Annotated in this window: 27 protein-coding genes and 1 pseudogene; 25 read left to right on the forward strand and 3 right to left on the reverse strand. The window is 43.9% G+C overall.

What is annotated here, in order from left to right:
- Nucleotides 1-24: 24 nt before the first annotated feature.
- The 7 genes from ACESTK_RS05010 (at nt 25) to ACESTK_RS05040 (ending at nt 6,049) form a co-directional block, all read left to right on the forward strand.
- Nucleotides 25-915 (forward strand): hypothetical protein, encoded by an 891-nt coding sequence (locus tag ACESTK_RS05010; protein WP_173715973.1) that lies wholly within the window; start codon nt 25-27, stop codon nt 913-915.
- Between the two features lie 100 nt (nt 916-1,015).
- A complete protein-coding gene (gene rsxC / locus ACESTK_RS05015) occupies nt 1,016-2,341 on the forward strand; it encodes an electron transport complex subunit RsxC (RefSeq protein ID WP_272092319.1) in 1,326 nt (441 codons plus the stop codon).
- A 17-nt stretch (nt 2,342-2,358) separates the two neighbouring features.
- The gene (locus ACESTK_RS05020; RefSeq protein ID WP_118578045.1) at nt 2,359-3,339 is read left to right on the forward strand and encodes an RnfABCDGE type electron transport complex subunit D; all 981 of its coding nucleotides are present in this window, start codon (nt 2,359-2,361) and stop codon (nt 3,337-3,339) included.
- Entirely contained in the window at nt 3,336-3,950 is a 615-nt protein-coding gene (locus ACESTK_RS05025; RefSeq protein WP_118578046.1) for an RnfABCDGE type electron transport complex subunit G, read from the forward strand. Before ACESTK_RS05020 ends, ACESTK_RS05025 begins: the two co-directional genes overlap by 4 nt.
- Complete coding sequence (gene rsxE, locus ACESTK_RS05030; RefSeq protein ID WP_118578047.1) at nt 3,947-4,657, forward strand: electron transport complex subunit RsxE; 711 nt, start codon at nt 3,947-3,949, stop codon at nt 4,655-4,657. The genes ACESTK_RS05025 and rsxE overlap by 4 nt, the downstream gene beginning before the upstream one ends.
- A 6-nt stretch (nt 4,658-4,663) precedes the next feature.
- A complete protein-coding gene (gene rsxA, locus ACESTK_RS05035) occupies nt 4,664-5,239 on the forward strand; it encodes an electron transport complex subunit RsxA (protein ID WP_021925525.1) in 576 nt (191 codons plus the stop codon).
- A gap of 12 nt (nt 5,240-5,251) precedes the next feature.
- Entirely contained in the window at nt 5,252-6,049 is a 798-nt protein-coding gene (locus ACESTK_RS05040) for an RnfABCDGE type electron transport complex subunit B (protein WP_373118973.1), read from the forward strand.
- Here the strand turns inward: ACESTK_RS05040 and ACESTK_RS05045 are convergent.
- Nucleotides 5,980-6,210 (reverse strand): DUF6783 domain-containing protein, encoded by a 231-nt coding sequence (locus ACESTK_RS05045; protein ID WP_373119088.1) that lies wholly within the window; start codon nt 6,208-6,210, stop codon nt 5,980-5,982. The genes ACESTK_RS05040 and ACESTK_RS05045 overlap by 70 nt on opposite strands.
- Between ACESTK_RS05045 and ACESTK_RS05050 the strand changes: the two genes are divergently transcribed.
- The 11 genes from ACESTK_RS05050 (at nt 6,103) to ACESTK_RS05100 (ending at nt 18,861) form a co-directional block, all read left to right on the forward strand.
- Nucleotides 6,103-6,339, forward strand: a complete 237-nt coding sequence (locus ACESTK_RS05050) for a DUF6783 domain-containing protein (protein ID WP_334298300.1) — start codon at nt 6,103-6,105, stop codon at nt 6,337-6,339. The genes ACESTK_RS05045 and ACESTK_RS05050 overlap by 108 nt on opposite strands.
- Before the next feature lie 20 nt (nt 6,340-6,359).
- Entirely contained in the window at nt 6,360-7,646 is a 1,287-nt protein-coding gene (locus ACESTK_RS05055; protein WP_173715978.1) for a putative ABC transporter permease, read from the forward strand.
- Between the two features lie 199 nt (nt 7,647-7,845).
- The gene (locus ACESTK_RS05060; protein WP_373118976.1) at nt 7,846-9,378 is read left to right on the forward strand and encodes an alkaline phosphatase; all 1,533 of its coding nucleotides are present in this window, start codon (nt 7,846-7,848) and stop codon (nt 9,376-9,378) included.
- Nucleotides 9,379-10,500, forward strand: coding sequence for a YibE/F family protein (locus ACESTK_RS05065; protein ID WP_373118979.1), 1,122 nt, complete (start codon nt 9,379-9,381; stop codon nt 10,498-10,500).
- Between the two features lie 254 nt (nt 10,501-10,754).
- On the forward strand, nt 10,755-11,369 hold the full coding sequence (ruvA, locus tag ACESTK_RS05070; protein WP_373118982.1) for a Holliday junction branch migration protein RuvA: 615 nt from the start codon (nt 10,755-10,757) through the stop codon (nt 11,367-11,369).
- A gap of 88 nt (nt 11,370-11,457) precedes the next feature.
- On the forward strand, nt 11,458-12,459 hold the full coding sequence (gene ruvB, locus ACESTK_RS05075) for a Holliday junction branch migration DNA helicase RuvB (RefSeq protein ID WP_173715981.1): 1,002 nt from the start codon (nt 11,458-11,460) through the stop codon (nt 12,457-12,459).
- Between the two features lie 277 nt (nt 12,460-12,736).
- Nucleotides 12,737-13,144: a cell division protein ZapA gene (gene zapA / locus ACESTK_RS05080; RefSeq protein ID WP_021925518.1), complete on the forward strand. Its 408-nt coding sequence runs from the start codon at nt 12,737-12,739 to the stop codon at nt 13,142-13,144.
- 172 nt (nt 13,145-13,316) lie between these two features.
- Complete coding sequence (locus ACESTK_RS05085; RefSeq protein ID WP_373118985.1) at nt 13,317-15,524, forward strand: DUF3656 domain-containing protein; 2,208 nt, start codon at nt 13,317-13,319, stop codon at nt 15,522-15,524.
- Nucleotides 15,525-15,530: 6 nt separating this feature from the next.
- Complete coding sequence (locus ACESTK_RS05090; protein ID WP_118578052.1) at nt 15,531-16,904, forward strand: FtsW/RodA/SpoVE family cell cycle protein; 1,374 nt, start codon at nt 15,531-15,533, stop codon at nt 16,902-16,904.
- Nucleotides 16,828-18,309 (forward strand): penicillin-binding protein 2, encoded by a 1,482-nt coding sequence (locus tag ACESTK_RS05095; protein WP_173772315.1) that lies wholly within the window; start codon nt 16,828-16,830, stop codon nt 18,307-18,309. Before ACESTK_RS05090 ends, ACESTK_RS05095 begins: the two co-directional genes overlap by 77 nt.
- A gap of 96 nt (nt 18,310-18,405) precedes the next feature.
- Nucleotides 18,406-18,861 (forward strand): NUDIX hydrolase, encoded by a 456-nt coding sequence (locus ACESTK_RS05100; protein ID WP_021925514.1) that lies wholly within the window; start codon nt 18,406-18,408, stop codon nt 18,859-18,861.
- A gap of 46 nt (nt 18,862-18,907) precedes the next feature.
- Here the strand turns inward: ACESTK_RS05100 and ACESTK_RS05105 are convergent.
- Nucleotides 18,908-19,018 (reverse strand): annotated as a pseudogene (locus ACESTK_RS05105) (DUF6783 domain-containing protein); the annotation flags it as partial.
- Between ACESTK_RS05105 and ACESTK_RS05110 the strand changes: the two are divergent.
- From ACESTK_RS05110 to ACESTK_RS05130, 5 genes are all read left to right on the forward strand, one after another.
- Nucleotides 18,977-19,096 carry a DUF6783 domain-containing protein gene (locus ACESTK_RS05110; RefSeq protein ID WP_308768455.1) on the forward strand — a complete coding sequence of 40 codons (120 nt, stop codon included), beginning with the start codon at nt 18,977-18,979 and terminating at the stop codon, nt 19,094-19,096. The pseudogene ACESTK_RS05105 and the gene ACESTK_RS05110 sit on opposite strands and share 42 nt — an antisense overlap.
- 167 nt (nt 19,097-19,263) lie before the next feature.
- On the forward strand, nt 19,264-19,575 hold the full coding sequence (locus tag ACESTK_RS05115) for a hypothetical protein (protein WP_118578053.1): 312 nt from the start codon (nt 19,264-19,266) through the stop codon (nt 19,573-19,575).
- Nucleotides 19,576-19,579: 4 nt separating this feature from the next.
- A complete protein-coding gene (locus ACESTK_RS05120; RefSeq protein ID WP_226854438.1) occupies nt 19,580-20,746 on the forward strand; it encodes a DUF2953 domain-containing protein in 1,167 nt (388 codons plus the stop codon).
- A gap of 2 nt (nt 20,747-20,748) precedes the next feature.
- On the forward strand, nt 20,749-21,126 hold the full coding sequence (locus ACESTK_RS05125) for a GerW family sporulation protein (RefSeq protein ID WP_118578055.1): 378 nt from the start codon (nt 20,749-20,751) through the stop codon (nt 21,124-21,126).
- Between the two features lie 122 nt (nt 21,127-21,248).
- A complete protein-coding gene (locus ACESTK_RS05130; protein ID WP_173715983.1) occupies nt 21,249-21,386 on the forward strand; it encodes a hypothetical protein in 138 nt (45 codons plus the stop codon).
- A 233-nt stretch (nt 21,387-21,619) separates the two neighbouring features.
- Here the strand turns inward: ACESTK_RS05130 and rpmB are convergent, their stop codons facing one another.
- Complete coding sequence (rpmB, locus tag ACESTK_RS05135; RefSeq protein WP_118578056.1) at nt 21,620-21,805, reverse strand: 50S ribosomal protein L28; 186 nt, start codon at nt 21,803-21,805, stop codon at nt 21,620-21,622.
- A gap of 212 nt (nt 21,806-22,017) precedes the next feature.
- Between rpmB and ACESTK_RS05140 the strand changes: the two genes are divergently transcribed.
- Together ACESTK_RS05140 and ACESTK_RS05145 are read left to right on the forward strand one after the other, a co-directional pair.
- Nucleotides 22,018-22,377: an Asp23/Gls24 family envelope stress response protein gene (locus tag ACESTK_RS05140; protein ID WP_373118992.1), complete on the forward strand. Its 360-nt coding sequence runs from the start codon at nt 22,018-22,020 to the stop codon at nt 22,375-22,377.
- A 21-nt stretch (nt 22,378-22,398) separates the two neighbouring features.
- The gene (locus ACESTK_RS05145) at nt 22,399-24,084 is read left to right on the forward strand and encodes a DAK2 domain-containing protein (protein WP_373119092.1); all 1,686 of its coding nucleotides are present in this window, start codon (nt 22,399-22,401) and stop codon (nt 24,082-24,084) included.
- Nucleotides 24,085-24,462: the final 378 nt, after the last annotated feature.

Below are 24,462 nucleotides of genomic sequence, written 5' to 3' on the forward strand. Positions count from 1 at the left end.
ATATATAAAGAAAAGGAGAAACCTATGTGGGATTTAGCAATTAATGGAGTGGATTTCTATCACATTGCCAATTGGTTTTACATATACAGTTTTCTTGGCTGGCTTTGGGAAACCTGCTACGTGTCTGTGCGAAAGGGCAAATTGATAAACAGAGGATTTATAAATGGTCCCCTGTGTACCATATATGGCTGTGGAGCTCTTGCTGTATACTTGATTCTTCTTCCCATCAGTGATAATCTGCTTCTTTTATTTGTGGGTGGAGTTGTAGTCGCCACTGCACTGGAATATGTGACAGCAGTGTTGATGGAGAATATTTTCCACACATCCTGGTGGGATTACAGTGATAACAAGTTTAATTTCCAGGGACGTATCTGTCTGGGCTGTTCCCTTGGATGGGGGGTGTTTACCGTTGGGCTTTTCAGAGTGCTTCATCCGGTAGTTCAGGAATTTACAGAATTGTATACCAGAAGAACTGGAGAGGTGGCTGTCTGTGTAATTACAGTCGTTTACATTGTGGATTTTGCTTTTTCTGCAGCTGCCGCTTTCCATTTGCACGAGCGTATTCCTGCATGGGAGCAGGCACTGGATCAGATGCGTGCAGAACTGCTTGTACAGGCGCGTGAGAAGATGGAGAATCTGGAGGAGAGCAGCGGACTTTCCAGAGATAGAATCAAGAAACAGCTGGAGAATAAGCTGGGACGCCTTGATGATGTTGCACTGATCAAGGAACTGGAAGAGAAGAGAACTGCTATGATGTCAGATATCTCTGAAGAGCTTCAGAAGCGTAAAGAGGCTATGGCTGGAAAGGTCAGCCACAACATGCAGCGTTTTGTAAAGGCATATCCAAATCTGAACCGTGGATATAAGCTCCATAAGAAATATGGATTTGGCAGGAAAAATAAAGACGCTGAATAAATACTCAGACAAAAGTGATATTAATAATATAAATCAAACAGACAATAAATCAGGTTGCTGCAGACAAAAGAGTCAGTGATCAATAATATAAAGGCGGTGAATATTAGTGCGATTAACTTTTAAAGGAGGCGTACACCCCTTCGAGGGGAAAGAAATGTCAAAGGACTGCCCGGTGGAGAAATATCTCCCTAAGGCAGATCTGGCGTATCCATTGTCCCAGCACATTGGTGCTCCGGCGAAGCCTGTGGTTGCAAAGGGGGACCACGTGCTTGCAGGCCAGATGATCGCAGAAGCAGGCGGATTTGTATCTGCCCCTGTTCATGCTTCTGTATCCGGTACGGTGAAAGGCATCGAGAAACGTCTGACAGCTACCGGAAGTATGGTAGATTCCATTATAGTGGAGAATGACGGACTGTATGAAGAGGTGGAATTCCACCCGGCAGATCCGGCTTCGCTTACCCGTGAGGAGATTATCGGAAGGATTCGCGATGGCGGTGTAGTAGGTCTTGGTGGTGCAGGCTTCCCCACACATGTGAAGCTTTCCCCCAAGGAGCCTGACAAGATTGAATACATATTGGTGAACGGTGCAGAATGTGAGCCCTATCTTACAAGTGATTACAGGCGCATGATGGATCATCCGGAGAAGGTTGTGGAAGGACTGAAAATCGTAGTCGGACTTTTTCAAAATGCAAAGGGTTGTATCTGCATTGAGGACAATAAGCCGGATTGTATTGCCAGAATGAAAGAACTGGCTGCCGGAGTCCCGAATATCGAAGTAAAAGAACTGATGACCAAATATCCCCAGGGTGGTGAGCGTACCCTGATCTATGCAGTGACAGGAAGAGAAATCAACTCATCCATGCTTCCAGCAGATGCCGGATGTATTGTAGATAATGTTGAAACAATATGCAGTATTTATGATGCAGTGGCACTTGGAAGACCGATCATGAAGCGGATTTTCACAGTAACTGGTAAGGGCATCAACCGTCCGGCACATTTTGAAGTCTGTACAGGAACGGATATGGCCGAACTGATCGACGCAGCCGGTGGCCTGAAGGAGCATGCCGGTAAGGTGATTTCCGGCGGTCCTATGATGGGATTTGCTATGTATGATCTTCATGTACCATGTGTGAAGACCTCTTCTTCCCTTCTGTGTATGCAGAGTGACCCGGTATCAGATGCGAAAGAGGAAGAGACAGCCTGCATTAACTGCGGACGCTGTGTAAGTGTCTGTCCCGGACATGTTATTCCGGCAAGACTTGCGACCTTTGCACAGCGCGGCGATATGGAGAGCTTCCAGAAGTTTGATGGAATGGAATGCTGTGAATGCGGCTGCTGCAGTTACATCTGTCCGGCCAAACGTCCGCTGACCCAGAGCATTAAGTCCATGCGTAAAATGGTTCTGGCAAGCAGGAAGAAGAAATAATAAGGGGGAAGAAACGAATGGAACAAATGTTTAATGTATCATCTAATCCCCATGTCCGGGCAAGGATGACCACTGCAAAAATCATGCAGCTGGTTGTCATAGCGCTTTTGCCTGCTGCCCTTATGGGAATTTATAATCATGGATTAAAGGCTCTTGCCGTTCTGGTGGTATCCACCGGTTCAGCAGCGCTTGCAGAGTGGTTATATGATCATTTTATGCACAAAAAGAACACTGTGAAGGATTTCAGTGCAGTGGTAACCGGACTTCTTATCGGCCTGAATATGCCGGCAGGAATTCCGCTCTGGATCCCGGTGCTCGGCAGTATTTTTGCAATTATTGTGGTAAAACAGCTTTTTGGCGGTCTTGGACAGAACTTTATGAATCCGGCCCTGGCAGCCCGCTGTTTCCTTATGATTTCCTTTGCCGGCAAGATGACAGATTTTTCTGTATCAGACAGCTTTAAAGGTGCAGTTGACGGTGTGACAGGCGCCACTCCTCTGGCCGCTCTTCGTGACCATGGCTTTGTGGCAGGCTCCTCCGTTCCGGTTAAGAATCTGATTTTTGGTAATATCCAGGGAACCATCGGAGAGACTTCTGTAATTGCCATCCTGATCGGTGCAGCAATCCTGCTTTGCTACAAAGTGATCAGCGCCAGAATTCCGCTGACCTATATCGGCAGCTTTGCAGTATTTGTGATCATCTACATGCTCGCTTCCGGCAAAGGCTTTGATGTAAATTATCTGCTCACCCATCTCTGTGGTGGTGGTCTTATGCTTGGTGCATGGTTTATGGCGACGGACTACGTTACAAGCCCCATTACACCAAAGGGGCAGTATGTATATGGCGTCTGTCTTGGTGTTCTTACCGGAATTTTCCGTATTTTCGGAGCTTCCGCAGAGGGCGTTTCCTATGCGATTATTTTCTGCAACCTGCTGGTACCTCAGATTGAGCGTTTCACCCGTCCGGTTGCTTTTGGAAAAGGAGGCGCGAAGAAATGAAAAATAAGATCGTAAAAGATACTCTTGCGCTGACCGTGATCACACTGGTTTCCGGGCTGCTTCTTGGTCTTGTAAACGATATTACAGCAGGTCCGATTGCAAGCCAGCAGGCGAAAGAGAAAGAAGAGGCATATAAGGCAGTATTTGCTGATGCAGCCAGCTTCGAGACAGTTACAAGCGGTGAGGATACGGATCTGGAAAGCTATCTGGATGAAAACGGTTTCAAAGCTCAGAATATTGATGAAGTCATGCTGGCAAAGGATGACCAGGGAAATGAACTTGGCTATGCCTTTACCGTAACAACCTCAGAAGGCTATGGCGGGGACATTCAGTTTGCCATGGGCGTTCAGGATGATGGAACTCTGAACGGAATTTCCATTTTATCCATCAGTGAGACCGCTGGTCTTGGTATGCGTGCAACTACAGATGATTTTAAAAATCAGTTCAAGGATAAGAACGTAGAGAAATTTACCTACACAAAAACTGGTGCCACCTCTGATGATGAGATCGATGCTTTAAGTGGTGCGACAATTACCACAAATGCCATGACAAATGGCGTCAATGCAGGACTTGCCGCATTCCGTTATGAGAAAGGGGGCAGCCAGAAATGAAAAAGAATACACCATCTGAACGACTGATAAATGGTATTATCAAAGAAAATCCTACTTTTGTGCTGATGCTTGGTATGTGTCCAACACTGGCCATCACCACATCTGCAATCAATGGTATCGGAATGGGACTTACCACAACGGTGATTCTGGCAGCATCCAACCTGATGATCTCCCTGCTCCGTAATTTTATTCCGGACAGTGTGCGTATGCCTGCTTACATTGTTGTTGTAGCATCCTTTGTAACAATTGTGCAGATGCTTCTCCAGGGCTTTATCCCGTTTTTGTATTCTTCCCTTGGAATTTACATTCCGCTGATCGTTGTAAACTGTATCATCCTGGGAAGAGCAGAGGCTTATGCATCCAAGAACAAACCAATTCCCTCACTTTTTGATGGTATTGGAATGGGACTTGGATTTACTTTAAGCATCACCTGCATCGGAGCAGTACGTGAGCTGATCGGTGCCGGCAGTATTTTCGGCAAACAGATCCTTCCTCTTGCAGACGCTGCAGCAGGAAAAATGGGCTATGAGCCGGTAACCATCTTTATTCTTGCACCTGGCGCATTTTTTGTCCTTGCATTTTTATCTGCGCTTCAGAACAAATTCAAGATTGGTGCTGCAAAACGGGGCATCGATCCAAGCAATCCGGATTGCAAGGGTGGCTGTGCTTCCTGCGGAAATTCCATGTGTTCGGGAAAAAGGGGGTAAGAGAAGATGAAAGAATTATTACTGATCATTGTAAGCTCTGCGCTGGTAAATAACGTAGTCCTGAGCCAGTTCATGGGACTTTGCCCTTTCCTTGGAGTCTCCAAGACTACAGATACGGCAGCTGGTATGGGCGGTGCGGTTATTTTTGTAATCACCTTGTCCTCCTTTGTAACAAGTGTGATCTACAAGCTGATCCTTCAGCCGCTTGATCTGACTTACCTTCAGACCATTGTGTTCATTCTGATCATTGCAGCACTGGTGCAGTTCGTAGAAATGTTCCTGAAGAAAAGTATGCCTTCTCTTTACAAAGCACTTGGCGTGTATCTGCCTCTGATCACCACAAACTGCGCAGTTCTTGGTGTGGCTCTTACAAACGTGCAGAAGGATTACAATATTCTGGAAGGCACTGTAAACGGTTTCGCAACAGCATTTGGTTTCTCCATTTCTATTGTGCTGATGGCAGGAATCCGTGAGAAAATTGCCTACAACGATATTCCGGAAGCTTTCCAGGGATTTCCAACCGTTCTTCTGACAGCTGGACTGATGGCGATTGCGTTTTTCGGATTTTCAGGATTAATTTAAGGAGGCGTCGGGATGAATATTAGTGCGATTATAGCAGCAACAATTCTGGTTGCAGCAGTAGGCCTCTTCATCGGTGTTTTTCTTGGAGCAGCCGGAAAAAAATTTGCTGTTGAAATTGATGAGAAGGAAGTTGCCATAAGAGAAGCTCTTCCTGGAAATAACTGTGGTGGCTGCGGATATCCGGGCTGTGATGGTCTGGCAGCAGCAATTGCCAAAGGTGAAGCGCCTGTAAACCGTTGCCCGGTAGGCGGCGAGCCTGTTGGGAAAATAATTGCCGGTATTATGGGACAGGCGGCAGTTGAGACTGCCCGTCAGGTAGCTCATGTAAAATGCTCCGGAACCTGTGAAAAAGCGAAAGAAGAGTATATTTACACTGGAGTGGAAGACTGCGAGATGCTTCCTTTCGTGCCAAACGGCGGAGCAAAGACCTGTACATATGGCTGCTGTGGCTTTGGAAGCTGCGTAAAGGTCTGTCCATTTGATGCCATTCATATTGTAGATGGCATTGCAGTAGTAGATAAAGAAGCATGTAAAGCCTGTGGTAAATGTGTTGCCAAATGTCCGAGACATCTGATCGAGCTGATTCCGTACGATCAGAAGATGGCTGTGGACTGCAGTTCCCATGATAAGGGCAAAAAGGTAATGGCTGCCTGTGAGATTGGCTGTATCGGTTGCAAGAAGTGCGAGAAGACCTGTCCGAACGGTGCAATTACCGTGGAAGATTTCTGTGCACATATTGATTATGAGAAGTGTACAGGATGCGGAGCATGTAAGGAGGCCTGTCCGAGAGGGGTTATCCGGGAGGCGTAAAATAAAAATGAAAAGCCTGTATTTTCAGACTGTTGGCATAGAATGTAATTTTTATGAGAACCAGCAGCTGGAATACAGGCTTTATTCTTGGGGGCAGAGCGTGTTTGAAAAATTATTCCCACAATCTGCACGCCCCACCCCGCGGTATATTTTGCCCGAATTCAGTTGTCGTAGCCCGTTACGGCGCCTTTATTGTGACATACATCTTGCAGAAAACCTTTTTCAAACACGCTCTATTGTGCTATGATATTCTAATCGGGTTTTCCCGGAACGTTTTTATATTTCAATAAACAAAAGAGGAGACATGCATATGATCTGGAAATTACTATGGCTGTTTCTCATCTATTCCTTTGCAGGATGGGTGCTTGAGACAGTCCTTGCTTCCTTGAAACAGAAGAAATTCGCAAACAGAGGTATTATTAATGGACCATTCTGTCTGATCTATGGATTCGGCGGATTCTTCATTACTGCATTTACAAGAGAACTGACGGGCATCTGGCTGTTTCTTGGCTGTGCCATTGTAGCTTCCCTGCTTGAATGGATCGCTGGTCATTTAATTGAGATGTGGTATCACGAAAGATGGTGGGATTACCGCAAGATCAAGTGGAATCTGGACGGCTATGTCAGTGTGCCGACCTCCTGTGTCTGGGGTATTCTTGGTGTATTTGTGATCAAAATCGGAAATGGGCTTTGCATGTCCTTGTATGGCATGCTCCCAGGTCTTATAAGCAGAATTATCATACTGGTTTTGCTGGGGGTTCTGGCAGTGGATGCTATTGCCACACTGACCATCCTTTTTGGGCACAGCAAGAATCCTGAAAGATGGATTGCTGCTGACCGGGATATTGACTCTGTAACAAAGAAGCTTGGGGCAAAAATTGATGATGTTGTAAATCGTCGAATTACCAAAGCCTATCCTCAGAAGCAACACACGGAGAGCGAAGAGGCACATCCGGAGATTTTTGCCTACGGCTGCAGCTTTTATAAAATCGTACTGCTGTTTTTTATCGGCGCATTTCTTGGAGATATTACAGAGACTATTTTCTGCAGGATCACAGCCGGATATTGGATGAGCCGCAGCAGTGTGGTATGGGGAGATTTCAGTATTGTGTGGGGACTTGCCATTGCAGCGGTTACAGCCCTTCTCTATAAATACAGAAACCGCTCCCAGCAGTTCCTTTTCTGGATGGGTACATTTCTTGGCGGTGCCTATGAATATATCTGCAGTGTTTTCACGGAAATTGTATTTGGAACTGTATTCTGGGATTACAGTGATATCCCATTTAACCTTGGCGGCAGGATTAATCTTCTGTATTGCTTCTTCTGGGGATTTGCAGCAGTGGCATGGTTTAAAATATTCTATCCGCCTGTTTCCAGGCTGATCGAGAAGATTCCGGTGAAAATTGGAAAAATCATTACCTGGCTCCTTATTATATTTATGCTTGCTGACGGAATTGTATCCAGCGCTGCACTGGCGCGTTATAATGCCAGAAGCAATGGCATAGAAGCGGAAAACAGCTTTGAAAGCTGGGTGGACAAACATTTTGACGATGAGCGGATGGCGCAGGTATATCCCAAGGCAAAGAAGGTTGGTTAAGGACTTGTTTTAACCGAATAATTGCTTGATATAAATTCTAGAAGTTATAATAATGCTGTCAGTGTGAAAGGATTTTTTACACCGACAGCTTATTTTTTGCCGGAATTTAACAGGGGGAAAACAGCGGATTTTACAAATAATGTATAAAATCATACGTGTTCGAATTAATCGCTTTATGAAAAAGAAGGAGAAAATGTACATGAAAGCAAAAAAGATCAGCGCATTATTATTAGCAGCAGCAATGACCGCTTGTGCGGTTCCGGCACAGGGTGCAGCAGCAGATGAACCAAAAGTTCCGAAATATATTTTCTTGTTTATTGGTGATGGAATGAGTTATCCTCAGGTTCAGACAACAAACTATTATCTGAATGCAATTGAAGATGATGGAGATGATATTCTTACAAGTGAAAGCAAACTGAATATGATGAAATTTCCGGTAGCAGGCTCTGCGCAGACCTATGACAGCACTTCATTCTGTCCGGATTCCGCTTCTACAGCTACTTCCATTTCCACAGGCCATAAGACTTACAGTGGAACAATCAATATGGATGAGAAGATGGAAACTTCTTATGAGACAATTGCTGAAAAATTAAAAAAACAGCTTGGCTATAAGGTTGGAATTCTTTCTTCCGTAAACTTAAATCATGCAACACCGGCTGCATTTTATGCTCATCAGGCTTCCCGAAATAACTATTATGAAATTGGTCAGGAACTGATTGCAAGTAATTTTGATTATTTTGCAGGTGGTGGTCTTAAGAAAACAACTGGTTCAGAGGGAGACCAGACAGATTTATATGAGCTTGCTCAGGAAGCTGGATATAAAGTGATTAAGACAAAAGCAGAGGCAGAAAATCTTACTGCAGAAGATGGAAAAGCAATTGTAATTGATGAGACACTTGCTGATGACGATGCGATGAGCTATGATATGGATCTGAAAGATGGCGAATGGGGTCTTTCTGACTATGTGAAAAAAGGTATTGAAGTTCTGGATAATGATACTGGATTTTTCATGATGGTTGAGGGAGGAAAAATTGACTGGGCCTGTCATGCAAATGATGCAGCTGCAACTATTACAGATACTGTTGCAATGGATGAGGCAGTGGGAAAAGCTGTTGATTTTTATAACGAGCATCCAGACGAAACTTTGATTTTGGTAACAGGTGATCACGAGACAGGTGGTCTTACCATAGGATTTGCAGGCACCGACTATGATACATTTCTTGCAAATATCAGTAATCAGAAAATCTCTTACGCAAAATTTGATTCTGATTATGTAGCGGCATATAAAGAAAACAAAACTGATTTTGATACAGTAATGGCTGATATCACAGAACTCTTTGGTCTGCAGGCACCTACTGGTACAACAGAGTCCTCAAATCAGGCTGACAGCAAGGATGTGCACCCAGAAGGCGAAGAAGATAAGGGAAGTCTTGTAATGACAGATTATGAGTATCAGAAGCTTCAGAATGCTTATGAGGAAACAATGAGCAGAACAGGAGAAGAGGAAGAGTTTGGTCAGGAAGAATATCTGATGTATGGAAGCTATGAACCACTTACTGTAACAATTACTCATATTCTGAACAACAAGTCTGGCATTAATTTTGCATCTTATGCACATACAGGACTTCCGGTGGAAGTATTTGCCATGGGAGTCGGACAGGAGCAGTTTGAAGGCTATTATGACAATACCGATATTTTCAATAAAGTGGCTGCAATTACAGGAGTAAAATAAATGGTAAGAGACAGACTTAAAAAAAGTTCTGTTTCTATAATAGCAATATTGTTAATCCTCATCCTCATAGTTCTTCCAACGTGCTATGAGGATGCTGCTATTTATAAGGGAACAGACAGAGTAAGAGCAAAGGTGATTTCCACAGATGAAAGCTCTGTGATTAATAATGGCTTGATTCAGTCAGGCGAGCAGTATTGTAAGGTGAAAATACTTGATGGAAAGTTTAAAAATGAGACTGCAGATGCAGTAAATATGCTGAGTGGCTCTTTGGAAGCGGACAAAATATTTCAGCAAGGAGATGTTGCTCATGTAGTAATTAGTTATAGCAAAGATAAGATTCTTTCAATTATGATGAGTGACCATTATCGTCTGGATAAAGAAGCTATTCTGGCTGGATTATTTGTTTTGCTTTTAATCGGGTTTGCGGGAAAAACAGGTTTAAGAGCAGTATATTCGTTTCTCATTACAATTCTGGCAATCTGGAAAATTTTGACACCAGCTTATTTAAAAGGTGCGAATCCAATATGGTGGGGAATTGCGTTGACTGCCTTTCTTACTCTTCTTATTATATTTTTGGTGTACGGATTTGACAGGAAAACACTGGCTGCATCTTCAGGTGCTTTGCTGGGGGTGTTTGTGACTTGTGTTATGGGGTGTATTTTTACAGACGCTTTTAAAATTCACGGAGCAGTTATGGCATATTCGGAAAGTCTTTTGTACGCTGGTTATCAGAATCTGAATCTTTCTCAGATTTATATGAGCGGTATTTTTATCGGAGCATCAGGTGCTATGATGGATCTGTCCGTTGATATTACTTCGGCAGTAAATGAAGTAATTTGTAAAAAGCCGAATATTGGATGGAAAGAAGCAGCCAGATCAGGAATGAATGTTGGCAGAGCAGCAATGGGAACTATGACTACCACATTGCTTCTTGCTTATTCTGGCGGTTATATTGCTCTTTTGATGACGTTTATGGCGCAGGGAACACCAATTGATAATATTATGAATTACAAGTATGTTGCAGCTGAATTACTGGATACTGTAGTTGGAAGCTTCGGGCTTGTGACAGTTGCCCCTTTTACAGCCCTGACAAGTGCCTGGCTTCTTACAAAGAAAAAATAATACTACACTTTTACTATTATTTTCTGAAAATTAAAGTGCTATACTCCTTTCGGACAAGGAAATAAGGGCCCGCAAGTTTCCTTCCTGCAACTGAAAGGAGTATTTTATTATTATGAAAAGAAAATATATCGCTTGCCGGCGCGTCCTTTTTGAAAAAATCGAATGAATGTTTGCTTTTTTCGGTGGAATATGGTATGATGACAAAGAATTTCGAATATAACTCTTTACAATAGATAAAACAGGAGGTCCTCCCCATGATCTCATTCATCCGAGGAACAGTAGCAGACCTTACCGAGAATTCTGCAATCATAGAATTAAATTGCATCGGATTTGAAATAAATATGACCGGAAACGCTCTGGCACAGCTGCACATTGGACAGGAAGTGAAGCTTCATACTTATTTTCAGGTAAGAGAAGATGCAATGGTTCTCTATGGATTTTTCAATAAAGATGATTTACAGGTGTTTAAACTTCTTCTTGGTGTAAACGGAGTTGGACCGAAAGCTGCTCTGGGAGTTCTGGCAGGAATCACTGCAGATGAGCTTCGCTTTGCTGTTCTTTCCGATGATGTGAAAACTTTGTCAAAAGCCCCTGGAATCGGTAAAAAAACAGCCCAGAAGCTGATCCTGGAGCTGAAGGATAAGCTCAGTCTGGAAGAAGCCTTTGAGCAGAAGCTTGCCAATGAACAGGTTCAGGCTACTACAGCTGCAGCTGGAGCAGGAATGACAGATGCCAGACAGGAAGCAGTAGAAGCACTGGTGGCACTTGGCTACAGCAGTACAGATGCCCTCCGCGCAGTGCGCAAGGTGACAGATGTGGAGCCGACGGATGTAGAAGGGATCCTGAAAGCTGCATTGAAGAATTTTTAGATTCCATAAATTTTTTCGCAAAGGGTGCTATCGTGAATGAAATGCATCCCGGTATATAAATGCAAACACTAATTTCAAGAGGTAAAAAATGGACAATCGTATCATAACCACTGATGTTATGGAAGAGGATTTTTCTCTGGAAGGGAATCTTCGCCCACAGACCCTGGACGAGTATATTGGCCAGGAAAAAACCAAAAATACCTTAAAAGTATATATTGAAGCTGCCAAACAGCGTCACGATTCCCTGGACCATGTCCTTTTCTATGGTCCTCCGGGACTTGGAAAAACTACCCTTTCCGGTATTATTGCCAATGAAATGGGTGTGCATATGAAAGTGACTTCCGGCCCTGCAATTGAGAAGCCTGGAGAAATGGCGGCGATTCTGAATAATCTTCAGGAAGGGGATATTCTTTTTGTAGACGAGATCCATCGCCTGAACAGACAGGTGGAAGAGGTGCTTTATCCTGCCATGGAGGATTTCGCCATCGATATTATGATCGGGAAGGGCGCTTCCGCCAGGTCGATCCGACTGGATTTGCCGAAATTTACCCTTGTAGGTGCTACCACCAGAGCCGGGCTTCTTTCTGCGCCGCTCCGTGACCGTTTTGGTGTGATTCATCATCTGGAATTTTACAGTAAGAAGGAACTAACCACAATTATCATGCGCTCTGCCCAGGTACTTGGAGTAGAAATTGACGTGAAAGGTGCCGGAGAGATCGCCATGCGCTCCCGGGGAACGCCCCGTCTTGCAAACCGTCTGTTAAAGCGTGTCCGTGATTTTGCCCAGGTGAAATATGACGGAAGGATCACTTACGATGTAGCATGTTTTGCTTTGAACCTTTTGGAGGTAGATCAATATGGTCTGGACAAACTGGACCGCCAGATTCTGACTACTCTTATTGTAAATTTCAAAGGCGGCCCTGTTGGACTTGACACTCTGGCAGCAGCCATCGGTGAAGATTCCGGTACTTTAGAAGATGTGTATGAGCCGTACCTTCTGAAAAATGGCTTTCTGAACCGCACCCCGAGAGGGCGGATGGCCTCCGCACTTGCTTACGAACACCTTGGTTTTCCTGTTCCGGAAATATAAAAGATAAACTTTTGTAAAAAATCCTATACTTTTCAACATTTTTCGATTATAATAGGAGTGCTTACATAAATTGTAATACGAAAAGATAATAAACAGACTGGTTTTTCCGGGCATATTGTGTTGCTGGTCACAGAGTGAACAGTAACAATATGAAGTTGCTGTTTTCTGCTAATATTCCGCGATACGGTTACTGTCTATAGAAGAAAAGCAGCGGATTATTTGTGGGTAACAGTGTAAGGAGAAGCTGGTAGTATAAAGATACAGGAGGCTTGAACGAATGGCGGTCAAGAATACAGCACAGGTGATCATCGGGGGTAAGATCATTACCCTTGGAGGATATGAATCAGAGGAATATTTCCAGCAGGTTGCATCATATATGAATAAGAAGATAGGAGAGCTGGAGACTGTGCCAGGATACGGCAGACAGCCTATGGAGACCAAGCATATGCTTCTCAGCCTGAACATTACCGACGATTACTTCAAGGCGAAGAAGCAGGTGGAGACTTATGAACTTGATCTGCAGCAGAAGGATCAGGAGATGTATGATCTGAAGCATGAGCTTATTTCTCTTCGTATGCAGATTGAAGAGGCACAGAAGAATGAACAGGAAGCCCTTGACGAGAAGAATCTTCTGGAGGGTAAAGTAAAAGAACTGGAAAAAGAACTGGATGAAATGCTGAAATAATAGCAGGAGGGATTGCTTAGGTGATTCCTCTTTTCCTTTATCAAAGTGTGTAAAAAACGTTTTCGCAATTTGCAGATTTAGGCCTGCTATACATAAAGGAAAAAGCTGTGAATTGTGGAGGCTGTTTTCATTGAAGAAACCTTAAATTCTCATAAAAATTGGAGGACAAACTTTGAATCCTAATAACATAGAATTGCTGGCTCCTGCCGGTTCCTACGAAGGCTTTGAAGTTGCACTTGGAGCAGGTGCGGACGCTGTGTACGTAGGCGGTGCAATGTTCGGAGCCAGAGCATATGCCCAGAATTTTAACGAAGAAGAGCTTCTTCGCGCCATTGATGTGGCGCATATTCATGGTAAGAAGCTGTATCTTACGGTCAATACCCTGTTAAAAAATAGAGAATTAAAAGAAGAACTGGTTTCCTATCTGGAACCATACTACAATGCAGGCCTGGATGCAGTGATCGTCCAGGATATGGGAGTATTTTCCCTTTTGAAAAAAGAATTTCCGAAACTTCACCTTCATGCCAGCACGCAGATGACTGTAACTGGTCCGGAAGGAATGAAATTCCTGGCAGATCAGGGGGCGACCCGGGTGGTAGCTGCAAGAGAACTTTCCCTTCAGGAACTTTCCCGTATGCATGAAGCCTGCCCAATTGAGATAGAGGCTTTTGTCCATGGAGCACTTTGCTACAGCTATTCAGGACAATGTCTGATGAGCAGTCTTTTGGGAGGCAGAAGCGGAAACAGAGGTCGTTGTGCCCAGCCTTGCCGTCTGCCATACCAGGTGAAGAATTTCAGGGCAAAAGAGTATGGAAAAGGAGAATTCTGCCCGTTAAGCCTGAAAGATATCTGTACCATTGAAATTTTACCTGAAATTATAGAAGCGGGAGTTACCTCTCTGAAAATAGAGGGCAGAATGAAGCAGTCGGCTTACACTGCTGGCGTTACCGGTATGTATCGGAAATATCTGGATTTTCTTTTTGAAAAAGGACCTGCGAATTATCACGTGATAGAAAAAGATAAAAAATATCTTCTGGATCTGTTTAATAGAGGCGGTTCCTGTACAGGCTACTATCAGATGGGAAATGGTCCTCAGATGATGGCATTTACAAATGAGAAAAAAACGGGGGAAGTTTTTCTGGAAACGAAGCAGCTGAAAGAGAAAATTACAGGCGAACTTCACCTTGTCCCCGGTTCTCCGGTTCTTCTTCATGTTTCCTGTCAGGGGGAAGATGCATATGAATGTGTTGGAGAAGTACAATACGCAAAGAGCCAGCCGGTAACGGAAGAGAGGGTGCGTCAGCAGATGGACAAGCTGGGAAACACCTCATTTATATGGGAAAAACTGGAAATTTATATGGAAAATTCCGTTTTTGTTCCCATGAAGACTTTAAATGAAGCGCGGCATCAGGCATTAGAGGATCTGAAGGAGAAGCTTTTACAAAAATACAGGCGAAACGTGGGAGACGAGCGGGTTAAGAGAATTGCGGAGGAGACGCCGGCAAAAATCAGTGCGATTGCGGCCTGTGATAATGTTCCCCGCAAAAAAGAGGAATACATTCCGGTTTACGTGTCCTGTGAAAGCGAGGAGGCTTCTGAAGTCCTCTGCCAAAAAGACGGAATCCAGGGTATTTATCTTCCTTACGCATTAATAGAGAAACATTTGCAGACAGGTCTTGACAATGGAAAAGAAATGTATCTTTCTCTTCCTCACATTACAAGAGAAAATCCACCGGAAGGCTATATGGAGCAGGTGAAAAAGTGGCTGGAAGCAGGGCTGAGCGGATTTCTTGTGCGGAATCTGGAGTCCTACAGTGCACTGGCACAGATGGGACTGGCAGACAAGTGTGTGCTGGATCACTCCCTGTATACCTGGAATGATGAAGCCATCCGTTTCTGGAAAGATCAGGGAATCCTTCGAAATACAGTTCCCCTGGAGCTGAATGAGAAGGAACTTCGCCACAGAGAAAATGCAGGCAGCGAGATGATTGTCTACGGCCGTCTGCCTCTTATGCACAGCGCCCAGTGTGTACGAAAGAATACTTTCGGCTGCAATGGACAGGAGGAGAGGCTTGTTCTGAAAGACCGTTATGACAAGGAATTTCCTGTAGTCTGTTATTGTCGTCCATGGAAAATGGGAAATACAAAGGCGGCAGAGTCGTGTTATAATATCATCTATAACAGTCTGCCATACGGTCTTTTGAAGGAAGCTGACAGGGTGAAAGAGCTTGGTGTTTCATCTGTAAGACTGGCTTTTACCATAGAAAGCAGGGAAGAAACAGAACGGATCGTGGAAGACTTTGTGGCTGCATATCATGGCAGCCAGGTATCTCACGAATATGAGTTTACAAAAGGTCATTTTAAAAGAGGAGCCGAGTAAAGGCGTATGATTAATATTGTTGTTGAATTATCCAAATATGTGATCCTGACACTGATGATCGTGTACACAGTTTTGTGCTACTACCTTGTTGTGGGGAAACACGCTTCAGACAGGAAAGGACTTTTAAGAAGTCAGATCACCTTAACCTTTTTTCTGGATTTTACCGCATTTGTTGTGATTTTTCTGAAAACCTTTGATTTTAAGGTTGTCATCTTCTATGCAGAAATGATGATATATTTTGCTGCGATCCTTATTTTATACCGCAGAATTTATAAAAATGCGTCTATGCTGCTTTTAAATAACATGTGCATGCTTTTAAGCGTTGGATTTATAATGCTGTGCAGGCTGGATATTGCCTCTGCCAATAAGCAGCTTTTGATCGTTGCGTGCGGAAGTGCAGTGGCGCTGGTGATCCCGGTTATGATCCGCAAGATGAAATTTCTCAAGGATCTTACCTGGGTGTATGCAGGGCTTGGGATTGTTCTTCTTGGAGCAGTTCTTGTTCTGGCACAGACAAGCTACGGCGCCAAGCTTTCTCTGATGGGAATCCAGCCTTCCGAGGTGATCAAGCTCACCTTTGTGTTCTTTATGGCATCCCTTCTGGCAAGAGAGGTAACTTTTAAGAAAGTTGTGCTGGCTACTGTTGTGGCAGGTCTCCATGTGGGAATCCTGGTGCTTTCAAGAGATCTTGGAAGCGCTGTAATCTTTTTTGCAGCTTATCTGGTGCTGATCTATGTATCAACCAGGAAGCCGGCATACCTTTGCATTGGAATTGCAGGCGGTACAGCAGGCGCTGTAGTGGCATATCACCTGTTTGGTCATGTAAGGCAGCGTGTCAGTGCGTGGAAAGATCCTATGGCAGTTTATCAGAATGAAGGATACCAGATTGTACAGTCCCTGTTTGCCATTGGTACAGGCGGATGGTTTGGAATGGGACTTTGCCAGGGCTCTCCGGAGAAAATTCCGGTTGTAAAAAACGACTTTATTTTCAGTGCGATCTGCGAGGAGCTTGGCGGGATTTTTGCCATCTGCCTGATCTTTGTGTGTATGAGCTTTTTCCTTACTATCGTGGAGATTGCCCTGCAGATCAAGAATCCATTTTATAAACTGATCGCCATTGGTCTTGGTGCGGAATATGCGTTTCAGGTGTTCCTTACCATTGGAGGTGCTACCAAATTCATACCTATGACAGGTGTGACTCTTCCTCTGGTCAGCTATGGAGGAAGTTCCATTATGTGTATGATTTTGATGATCGCTATTATCCAGGGCTTGTATATTTATAGAGAGGACGAGGACGAAGAAATTGAGAGACATCGACGAGAGGCAGCAAAGAGAGCGAGACAGAGAGCTGTTGAGGCAGCGGAAGAAAGAGATTACTAAAAAGCGCAAAGCCAGAAATAAAGAATATACCTTTGTTTCCATCTTCTTTGGGATTATTTTTATCAGTATGATCGGGTATCTGATTTATTTCGATGGCTTTAAAAGCGATGATTTTATTAACAGCCCTTACAATACCAGACAGGATTCCTTTTCCGACCGTGTAGTACGAGGTAAGATCCTGTCTTCTGACGGACAGATTTTGGCGCAGACCAATGTAAGTGAGGATGGAACTGAGACACGTAATTATCCATATTCCAATATGTTCTCCCATGTTGTGGGTTATGATACCAATGGAAAAAGCGGTCTGGAATCAGAGGCGAACTTTACCCTTCTGACTTCCCATTCCTTTTTTCTGACTCAGATGAAGAATCAGTTCCTTAATGAGAAGAATACCGGAGATACGGTTGTATCTACCCTGAATGCCAATCTTCAGAGCATTGCATACAATGCATTGGGTGACAGAAGAGGGGCTGTTGTGGTAATGGAACCATCTACCGGAAAAAGGCTTGTAGAAGTGAGCAAGCCTGATTTTGATCCCAATACCATTGGGGATAATTGGGACTATCTGGTAAACGACGAGAATGACAGCAGTCTTCTGAACAGAGCCACAAATGGTGCATATCCGCCAGGTTCCACCTTCAAGGTTGTGACTGCACTTGACTATTTCCGCAAAAAGGGAACTTTTGAGGGATACAATTATCTCTGTGAGGGAAGTATCACCTTGCAGGATCACACGATTCACTGTTATCACAATACGGTTCACGGGCAGGAGAATTTCTATTCTGCATTTGCAAATTCCTGTAACTGTGCATTTGCAGATATTGGAGTTGGTCTTGGGGGTGCGTCTCTTCGCGAGACTGCGGAGGATCTTCTGTTTAACAAGAGTCTGCCTCTGAACTCCTACAGAACCAGCAGCTTTTCCCTTGATGCAGATTCCGTAACGCCTCTGATCATGCAGACTGCCATTGGACAAGGCAATACTCTTGTGTCTCCTATGCATATGGCATTGATCACCTGTGCCATTGCAAATGACGGTGTTCTGATGAAACCTTATCTTATTGACGAGGTGGTAAATGACAATGGCGATTCAGTAAAAAAGACAGAACCGGTAGCTTATAAACGGCTGATGAGTTCCAATGAGGCCAATCTTCTTGGCAAATTAATGAAACAGGTGGTTGATTCCGGTACAGCTTCCGCACTTTCCGGCAGAAGCTATACAGTAGCAGGTAAGACTGGTTCCGCAGAGTTTGACGAGGAAGGACACAGCCATTCCTGGTTTATCGGCTATTCCAATGTGGATGATCCGGATCTGGTGGTTGCCGTGATCGTGGAGAATGGCGGCTCCGGCAGTGAGGCAGCAGTTCCGATTGCAGGACAGATTTTTGATGCTTATCACGCCAGCTAACAGCAATCTATATGATATTCCCTGTTGCCAGTTTTCTGAAAAAGAGGTATACTATATACAGTTTAGAAAACACACGCATTACAGGAGGATTGCAGCATGATAGAAGCAACGAGCTGTGGCGGTGTGGTAATTCATCGAGGTAAGATTCTTGCACTATATAAATCTTACAAAAACCGTTACGAAGGCTGGGTTTTACCGAAAGGAACCGTAGAGCCAGGAGAGACTCATGAGCAGACCGCATTGCGGGAAGTGAAGGAGGAAGCTGATGTCAGAGCTTCCATTGTGAAGTATGTAGGCAAGAGCCAGTACAATTTCACAGTGCCGGAAGACATGGTCAATAAAGAGGTACACTGGTATCTTATGACGGCGGATAATTATCATAGCAAGCCTCAAAGAGAGGAATTTTTCGTGGACTCCGGGTATTACAAGTTTCACGAGATTTACCATCTGCTTCGTTTTGCAAACGAGAAGCAGATCGTTGAGAAGGCGTACCAGGAATATCTGGAACTGCGAAGTGCCGGATTATGGGACAGGCAGCAGAAATATTTCTGATTCATGGGGAGAATAAAGGCTGCGTAGCTGATTTACGCAGCCTTTATTATATGATAATGTTGCTAGAGCCTGTTTGAAAAAGCATTCCCGCAATCTGCACGCCCCACTTTGCGGTATATTTTGCCCGAATTCGGTTGCCGTAGCCCGCTACGGCGCCCTCCTCCGGACAAGATCTCCCACAAATTGTGACGCACATCTTGCAGAAAGCCTTTTTCAAACACGCTTTAGGGAATGATTTTTCAAACACGCTCTAGCATCTGACAGGTTCGTTCTGTGAACGAGGTTCACAAGAAATGCTTTGCGGAATAGTTGCAAAATGTTTAAAATTTCCAGAGAAGGGAATCATTAATATAACAAAAGGTGTATGTCAAGCAGTAATAACAAAGGAGAGTTGTGCCGAATATGCTGAAATGGCGAGAAGACTATTATGTGGGAGAAGGAATCAAAGACGCGGCAAAAGCACGGAAGAGGATTGACGCAGGCAGGGTGGCTTTTGGTGTTTATCTGGTTACATTGTCTGAGAATCCGGGAAATCTTCTTGAAATTGTACCGTCCTACATGCTGATCCAGAAGAGCTATTATGCCAGATGTCCTGAGATTGTTGGCATGGCGAAGGGAAAAGACGAAGCCATTGATCTGGCAGTAGATATTGTGAAGAATATTTACGGGGAGACAGGTGCATTTCAGGTAAAAGAATATTTTAAGAACAGGTGAGCGCATGTTACATATACTGTGGATCCTCATAAAGTTTATATTGATCATACTGGGAATCCTGCTGGGACTTGCGCTTCTGGCAGTGCTTCTTCTGTTGTTCTGCCCGGTACGCTACCAGGCGAGGGCTGTGAAGGAGACCGGCAGCTTCAAGGAGACAGAACTGGAAGCCAGAATTACCTGGCTGTTCCACGTCATAGGCGTCAGGTTTTGCTTTCATAATGGAGAAGGAAAGCTGGTGATCCTGTTTTTTGGAGTTTCATTAGAAACTATAAAAGGCTGGCTTAAGAAGCTAAAAGGCGGCAGAAGAAAGAACTCCGTCAGCCAAACCTCCAGGAGTAAGGCAAAGAAGAGGAAAAAGAAATCTGCGCAAACGAAGGGAATATCTCAGGAGAACAGAACAAAAAAGCCAGATGTAAAAGAAGCTTCTGGTGAAGAGTCGAATGTGAGTAATGCTGTTGCTGAAGAGAAAACTAAGCAGATGGCAGAGTCTCGCATAGAAACTGAGAAGAAAGCATCTCAGCCTGAAGCACATGCAGCAGAGAATTTTCAAGATCATGCACCAAAAACTGAGGCGGTGCTGTTGGAAAATAATACAGCAGAACCGCAGACAGGGAAGCCATCAGCAGAGAAGCAGGAAGAAAATATCAAATCTGCTTCAAAGTCCGGCTTAATTACGCGTATTTGGGAAATACTAAGCAAAATAATCCGATTCCCGGGTAATCTGTGGAATAAGGTTATTTCAATAATTAAAGGTATAATTGAGAAAATTAAAAATATAAAGAAAACAATTTCAGGAATCACAGATAAGCTTGGCTGGTGGAAAGAATTTCTTACCAATGAACGGACCAAGGCTGCAATTTCTCTTATATGGAAAGATGTAAAAGGTCTGCTCCATCATGTACTTCCAACGAAATTGGAAGGTGATGTTACTTTTGGATGCGATGATCCGGCCATTACCGGGACAGTTCTGGCAGTGCTTGGTATGACCTTTCCATTTCACAAGAACAGGATTCATGTGAATCCGCTTTTTGATGGAGAGAACCAGCTGACTGGAAATGTATTTCTGAAAGGTCGTATTTATGGCATTGTGCTTATCAAGGCAGCAATAGAGATTTACTTCAATAAAAATATAAAATACGTTATCAACCGATGGAAGCATAAGGAGGACTAGAAATGGAAAACGAAAACAACTTTAAAGAAACCGTAAGCTCCCTGTTTAAGGGAATGGATGGATTTGTATCTGCGAAGACAGTGGTAGGAGATGCGATCCATGTAGGAGACACCATTATACTTCCCCTGGTGGATGTATCCTTTGGTGTAGGCGCTGGTGCATTTGCAGGTGATAAAAAGAACAATGGCGGCGGAGGTCTCGCCGGAAAGATGACCCCATGCGCAGTTCTGGTAATCCAGAATGGTACCACCAAGCTTGTAAACGTAAAGAACCAGGATGGTCTTACTAAAGTTCTGGATATGGTTCCTGACTTTGTAAACCGCTTCGCACCTGGCGGAGATAACAGCGCGGATGAAACTGTAGATTCTGAAGAGAACTAGATCGTGTCTGATCGAGTAACTGATTATAAAAGCTGCAGGCGGTTATTTTAGAAGTTAATGTGTTCAGATGTGGCATTTCAGCATAAAATATACTAAACCAAAGAGGCAAGGCTGTATGAATTATGGGAAAAGCTCTTGGTTTTATGCTGTTTTTCATCGGACTTGGAATGGTGATCGGCTTGCTTGTCTCCGAGACCACCGCACTTCTGATTGCAGCAGCTTTGTGTATGCTGTGTGGCTATCATTTATTTTGTAAATAAAATGGGTATGAAAAGATTATCAGCGAATCCTTTCATACCCATTTACATTTTATGTAACTATCCTTTTTATTAAAATAATTTCTGTCTGGGAGAAGCTGCTCTGGAGTTTGTTGAAAAAGGCCTTCTGCAAAATGTGCGCCATACTTTGCGGGAATGATTTTCAACCACACTTAGAAAATACTTATTCGGAAACAAAAAAATAGCCCCCACAAAACTGTGAGGGCAGGTGTTTCTTAGGCTCTTTCAACGTTTCCGGATCTTAAGCAGGAAGTACATACGTACATTTTCTTAGCTCCGCCTTCAGTTTTAACCTTAACGGATTTCACGTTTGATTTCCACATCTTATTGGATCTTCTATGGGAATGACTCACATTATTTCCGAAATGAGCACCTTTTTCACAAATTGCGCATTTAGCCATGATAGCACCTCCTTGACGCTTTTTTTCAACAGTTCATATTCTAACAGATGGAAAAACATTTTGCAAGCAAAAAAAGGAAAATTTTAAAACAATTTAAAATAAATTTGCTATTTGCGTGGATGCGTGCTAAAATTGGACATTGTGTTATGAATGAAAAAAGGGTATAATATGGTATATACATTTTGAAAATCAAATTAATGGAGGTAAACCATATGAAGGGATGTATAGATTCCGGCCTTGGCCAGATCATTATTGATACGGATGTAATCGCGACTTATGCAGGAAGCGTTGCAGTAGAATGTTTTGGTATTATCGGTATGGCCGCTGTCAGCATGAAGGACGGCCTTGTAAAGCTGCTCAGGAGAGATTCCTTACAGCATGGTATAAATGTTAAGATCACAGAAGATAATAAGATTCGCCTTGATTTTCATGTAATCGTGGCGTACGGTGTGAATATTAGCACTATTGCAGATAATCTTGTAAACAATGTGAAATATAAAGTCGAGGCTTTTACAGGAATGGAGATTGAGAAAATCAACATTTACGTAGAAGGTGTTCGTGCAATAGATTAGGATTAGAGGAGGAAACTTGTGGTGGATAGACAGACCATAGATGCCAAGATACTTTCCAGAATGTTTCTGGCAGGAGCCAAGAACCTGGAAGCGAAGAAAGAATGGATCAACGAGTTGAATGTATTCCCGGTTCCGGATGGAGATACCGGTACGAATATGACAATGACTATTATGTCAGCTGCATCAGAGGTAAGCAGTCTTACAGATCCTGATATGGAGACACTCGCCAAGGCTATTTCGTCCGGTTCCCTGCGTGGAGCCAGAGGTAACTCAGGCGTTATTCTTTCCCAGCTTCTCAGAGGCTTTACCAAGGGAACCAAGGGACATAAAGAAATGGATGCAGTTGTGATCGCAGCTGCTATGGAGAAGGCTGTAGAGACTGCATACAAAGCAGTTATGAAGCCGAAGGAAGGTACCATTCTTACAGTAGCACGTGAGGCCGCAGTAAAGGCTGCTGAGATTGCAGAGGAATCTGCAAATCTGGAGCTTTTCTTCCGTGCCATTTTCGAGCATGCTGAGAAGACACTTGCCCGCACACCGGAAATGCTTCCTGTCCTGAAAGAAGCAGGTGTAGTAGACTCAGGCGGACAGGGACTTCTGGAAGTTTTCCGTGGTGCATTTGATGGTTATCTTGGAAAAGAAATCGACTATTCTGCATTTGAGAAAGTATCTTCCGGCCCGGCAGTGACCAGGATTTCCCAGCAGGCAGAAGCAGATATCAAATTTGGATATTGCACGGAGTTCATCATTCTTTTGAACAAGCCTCTTCCGGACGAGGAGCTTCACAGCTTCAAGGAGTTCCTTACATCAATTGGTGATTCCATTGTACTGGTAGCAGATGATGAAATCGTGAAGGTACATGTACACACCAATCATCCTGGCCAGGCATTCGAGAAAGCGCTTACCTACGGTGCACTTTCCCGCATGAAGATTGATAACATGCGTGAGGAACACCAGGAGAAGCTGATCAAGGATGCCGAGAAGCTTGCACGGGAGCAGGAAGAACAGGAGAAGAAGGAAGCTGCTGCGAAAGCCGCCAAAGAGCATAAGAAATACGGATTTATCAGTGTTTCCGTCGGAGAAGGACTCTCCACCCTGTTTAAAGAGCTGAATGTAGATTATATCATCGAGGGCGGTCAGACCATGAACCCAAGTACAGAGGACATGCTAAATGCCATCGCTGAAGTAAATGCAGATACTATTTATATTTTCCCGAATAATAAGAATATTGTTCTTGCTGCAAACCAGGCGAGAGACCTTACCGAGGACAAAGAGATCGTGGTAGTTCCTACCAAGACGATCCCGCAGGGAATCACAGCTCTGATCAGCTTCCAGCCGGAAATGAACGGAGAAGAGAATCTGGAAGCCATGATGGAGGCTGTATCCATGGTGAAGACCGGACAGGTAACATACGCAGTCCGCGACACCAGACTGGATGAGAAAGAAATCCACGAGGGCGATATTATGGGAATCGGTGATCACGGAATTCTTGCAGTAGGCAAGGGACGTGAGAATGTTGCCAAAGAGATGGTGGCAGCTATGGTAGACGCGGATTCTGAGGTGATCAGTATTTACTACGGTGCTGAGACCACAGAAGAGGATGCCGAGAGCCTTGCCGCAGAGCTGGAGGAAGCATATCCGGACTGCGAAGTAGAGGTAAATATGGGCGGACAGCCGATTTATTATTACATTATTTCTGTTGAGTAATGAATGTTACTGTTCAGTGATAACGTTCCGCGAGGTGTTTTTTGTGAACAAAGTTCACAGAAAACCCGAGAATTAAGTTTGCGCAGCAAACGCTACTTCTTGTGCTTGTCACAAGAAGGTTCGTTTTTCTGTGCATCGCGAAGCGCGTTACTGGTCACGGAGTGAACAGTAACTAATGAATAGCTGCAGGGCGGCGAGTGATAAAGAGATGGAAGACAGGGTGGAAGATTTCCGCCCTGTCTTCTTTAACAATAAACATAGGCTCATTGGTAATATTAAGTTTTTTGCGCACCGTGAAGCTGTTATTGAGTTCGAAGTGGTTAGCATGTGCAAAGTGAAATAAGTATGGAAAATCGGCAGTCTTTGTTGTAAAATAAT

This window comes from Ruminococcus sp. Marseille-P328 (assembly GCF_964249465.1).
Lineage (GTDB): Bacteria > Bacillota > Clostridia > Lachnospirales > Lachnospiraceae > Blautia_A > Blautia_A faecis.

Bases quoted from the DNA above. Each gene is read 5' to 3' on its own strand.
- rsxA (WP_021925525.1), top strand. From the start codon at position 4,664: ATGAAAGAATTATTACTGATCATTGTAAGCTCTGCGCTGGTAAATAAC.
- ruvA (WP_373118982.1), top strand. From the start codon at position 10,755: ATGATCTCATTCATCCGAGGAACAGTAGCAGACCTTACCGAGAATTCT.
- ACESTK_RS05115 (WP_118578053.1), top strand. From the start codon at position 19,264: ATGCTGAAATGGCGAGAAGACTATTATGTGGGAGAAGGAATCAAAGAC.
- ACESTK_RS05040 (WP_373118973.1), top strand. From the start codon at position 5,252: ATGAATATTAGTGCGATTATAGCAGCAACAATTCTGGTTGCAGCAGTA.
- ACESTK_RS05120 (WP_226854438.1), top strand. From the start codon at position 19,580: ATGTTACATATACTGTGGATCCTCATAAAGTTTATATTGATCATACTG.
- ACESTK_RS05130 (WP_173715983.1), top strand. From the start codon at position 21,249: ATGGGAAAAGCTCTTGGTTTTATGCTGTTTTTCATCGGACTTGGAATG.
- ACESTK_RS05010 (WP_173715973.1), top strand. From the start codon at position 25: ATGTGGGATTTAGCAATTAATGGAGTGGATTTCTATCACATTGCCAAT.
- ACESTK_RS05090 (WP_118578052.1), top strand. From the start codon at position 15,531: ATGATTAATATTGTTGTTGAATTATCCAAATATGTGATCCTGACACTG.
- ACESTK_RS05050 (WP_334298300.1), top strand. From the start codon at position 6,103: ATGAGAACCAGCAGCTGGAATACAGGCTTTATTCTTGGGGGCAGAGCG.
- ACESTK_RS05025 (WP_118578046.1), top strand. From the start codon at position 3,336: ATGAAAAATAAGATCGTAAAAGATACTCTTGCGCTGACCGTGATCACA.
- ACESTK_RS05060 (WP_373118976.1), top strand. From the start codon at position 7,846: ATGAAAGCAAAAAAGATCAGCGCATTATTATTAGCAGCAGCAATGACC.
- ACESTK_RS05125 (WP_118578055.1), top strand. From the start codon at position 20,749: ATGGAAAACGAAAACAACTTTAAAGAAACCGTAAGCTCCCTGTTTAAG.
- ACESTK_RS05055 (WP_173715978.1), top strand. From the start codon at position 6,360: ATGATCTGGAAATTACTATGGCTGTTTCTCATCTATTCCTTTGCAGGA.
- ACESTK_RS05065 (WP_373118979.1), top strand. From the start codon at position 9,379: ATGGTAAGAGACAGACTTAAAAAAAGTTCTGTTTCTATAATAGCAATA.
- zapA (WP_021925518.1), top strand. From the start codon at position 12,737: ATGGCGGTCAAGAATACAGCACAGGTGATCATCGGGGGTAAGATCATT.
- rpmB (WP_118578056.1), bottom strand. From the start codon at position 21,805: ATGGCTAAATGCGCAATTTGTGAAAAAGGTGCTCATTTCGGAAATAAT.
- rsxE (WP_118578047.1), top strand. From the start codon at position 3,947: ATGAAAAAGAATACACCATCTGAACGACTGATAAATGGTATTATCAAA.
- ACESTK_RS05140 (WP_373118992.1), top strand. From the start codon at position 22,018: ATGAAGGGATGTATAGATTCCGGCCTTGGCCAGATCATTATTGATACG.
- ACESTK_RS05100 (WP_021925514.1), top strand. From the start codon at position 18,406: ATGATAGAAGCAACGAGCTGTGGCGGTGTGGTAATTCATCGAGGTAAG.
- ruvB (WP_173715981.1), top strand. From the start codon at position 11,458: ATGGACAATCGTATCATAACCACTGATGTTATGGAAGAGGATTTTTCT.
- ACESTK_RS05020 (WP_118578045.1), top strand. From the start codon at position 2,359: ATGGAACAAATGTTTAATGTATCATCTAATCCCCATGTCCGGGCAAGG.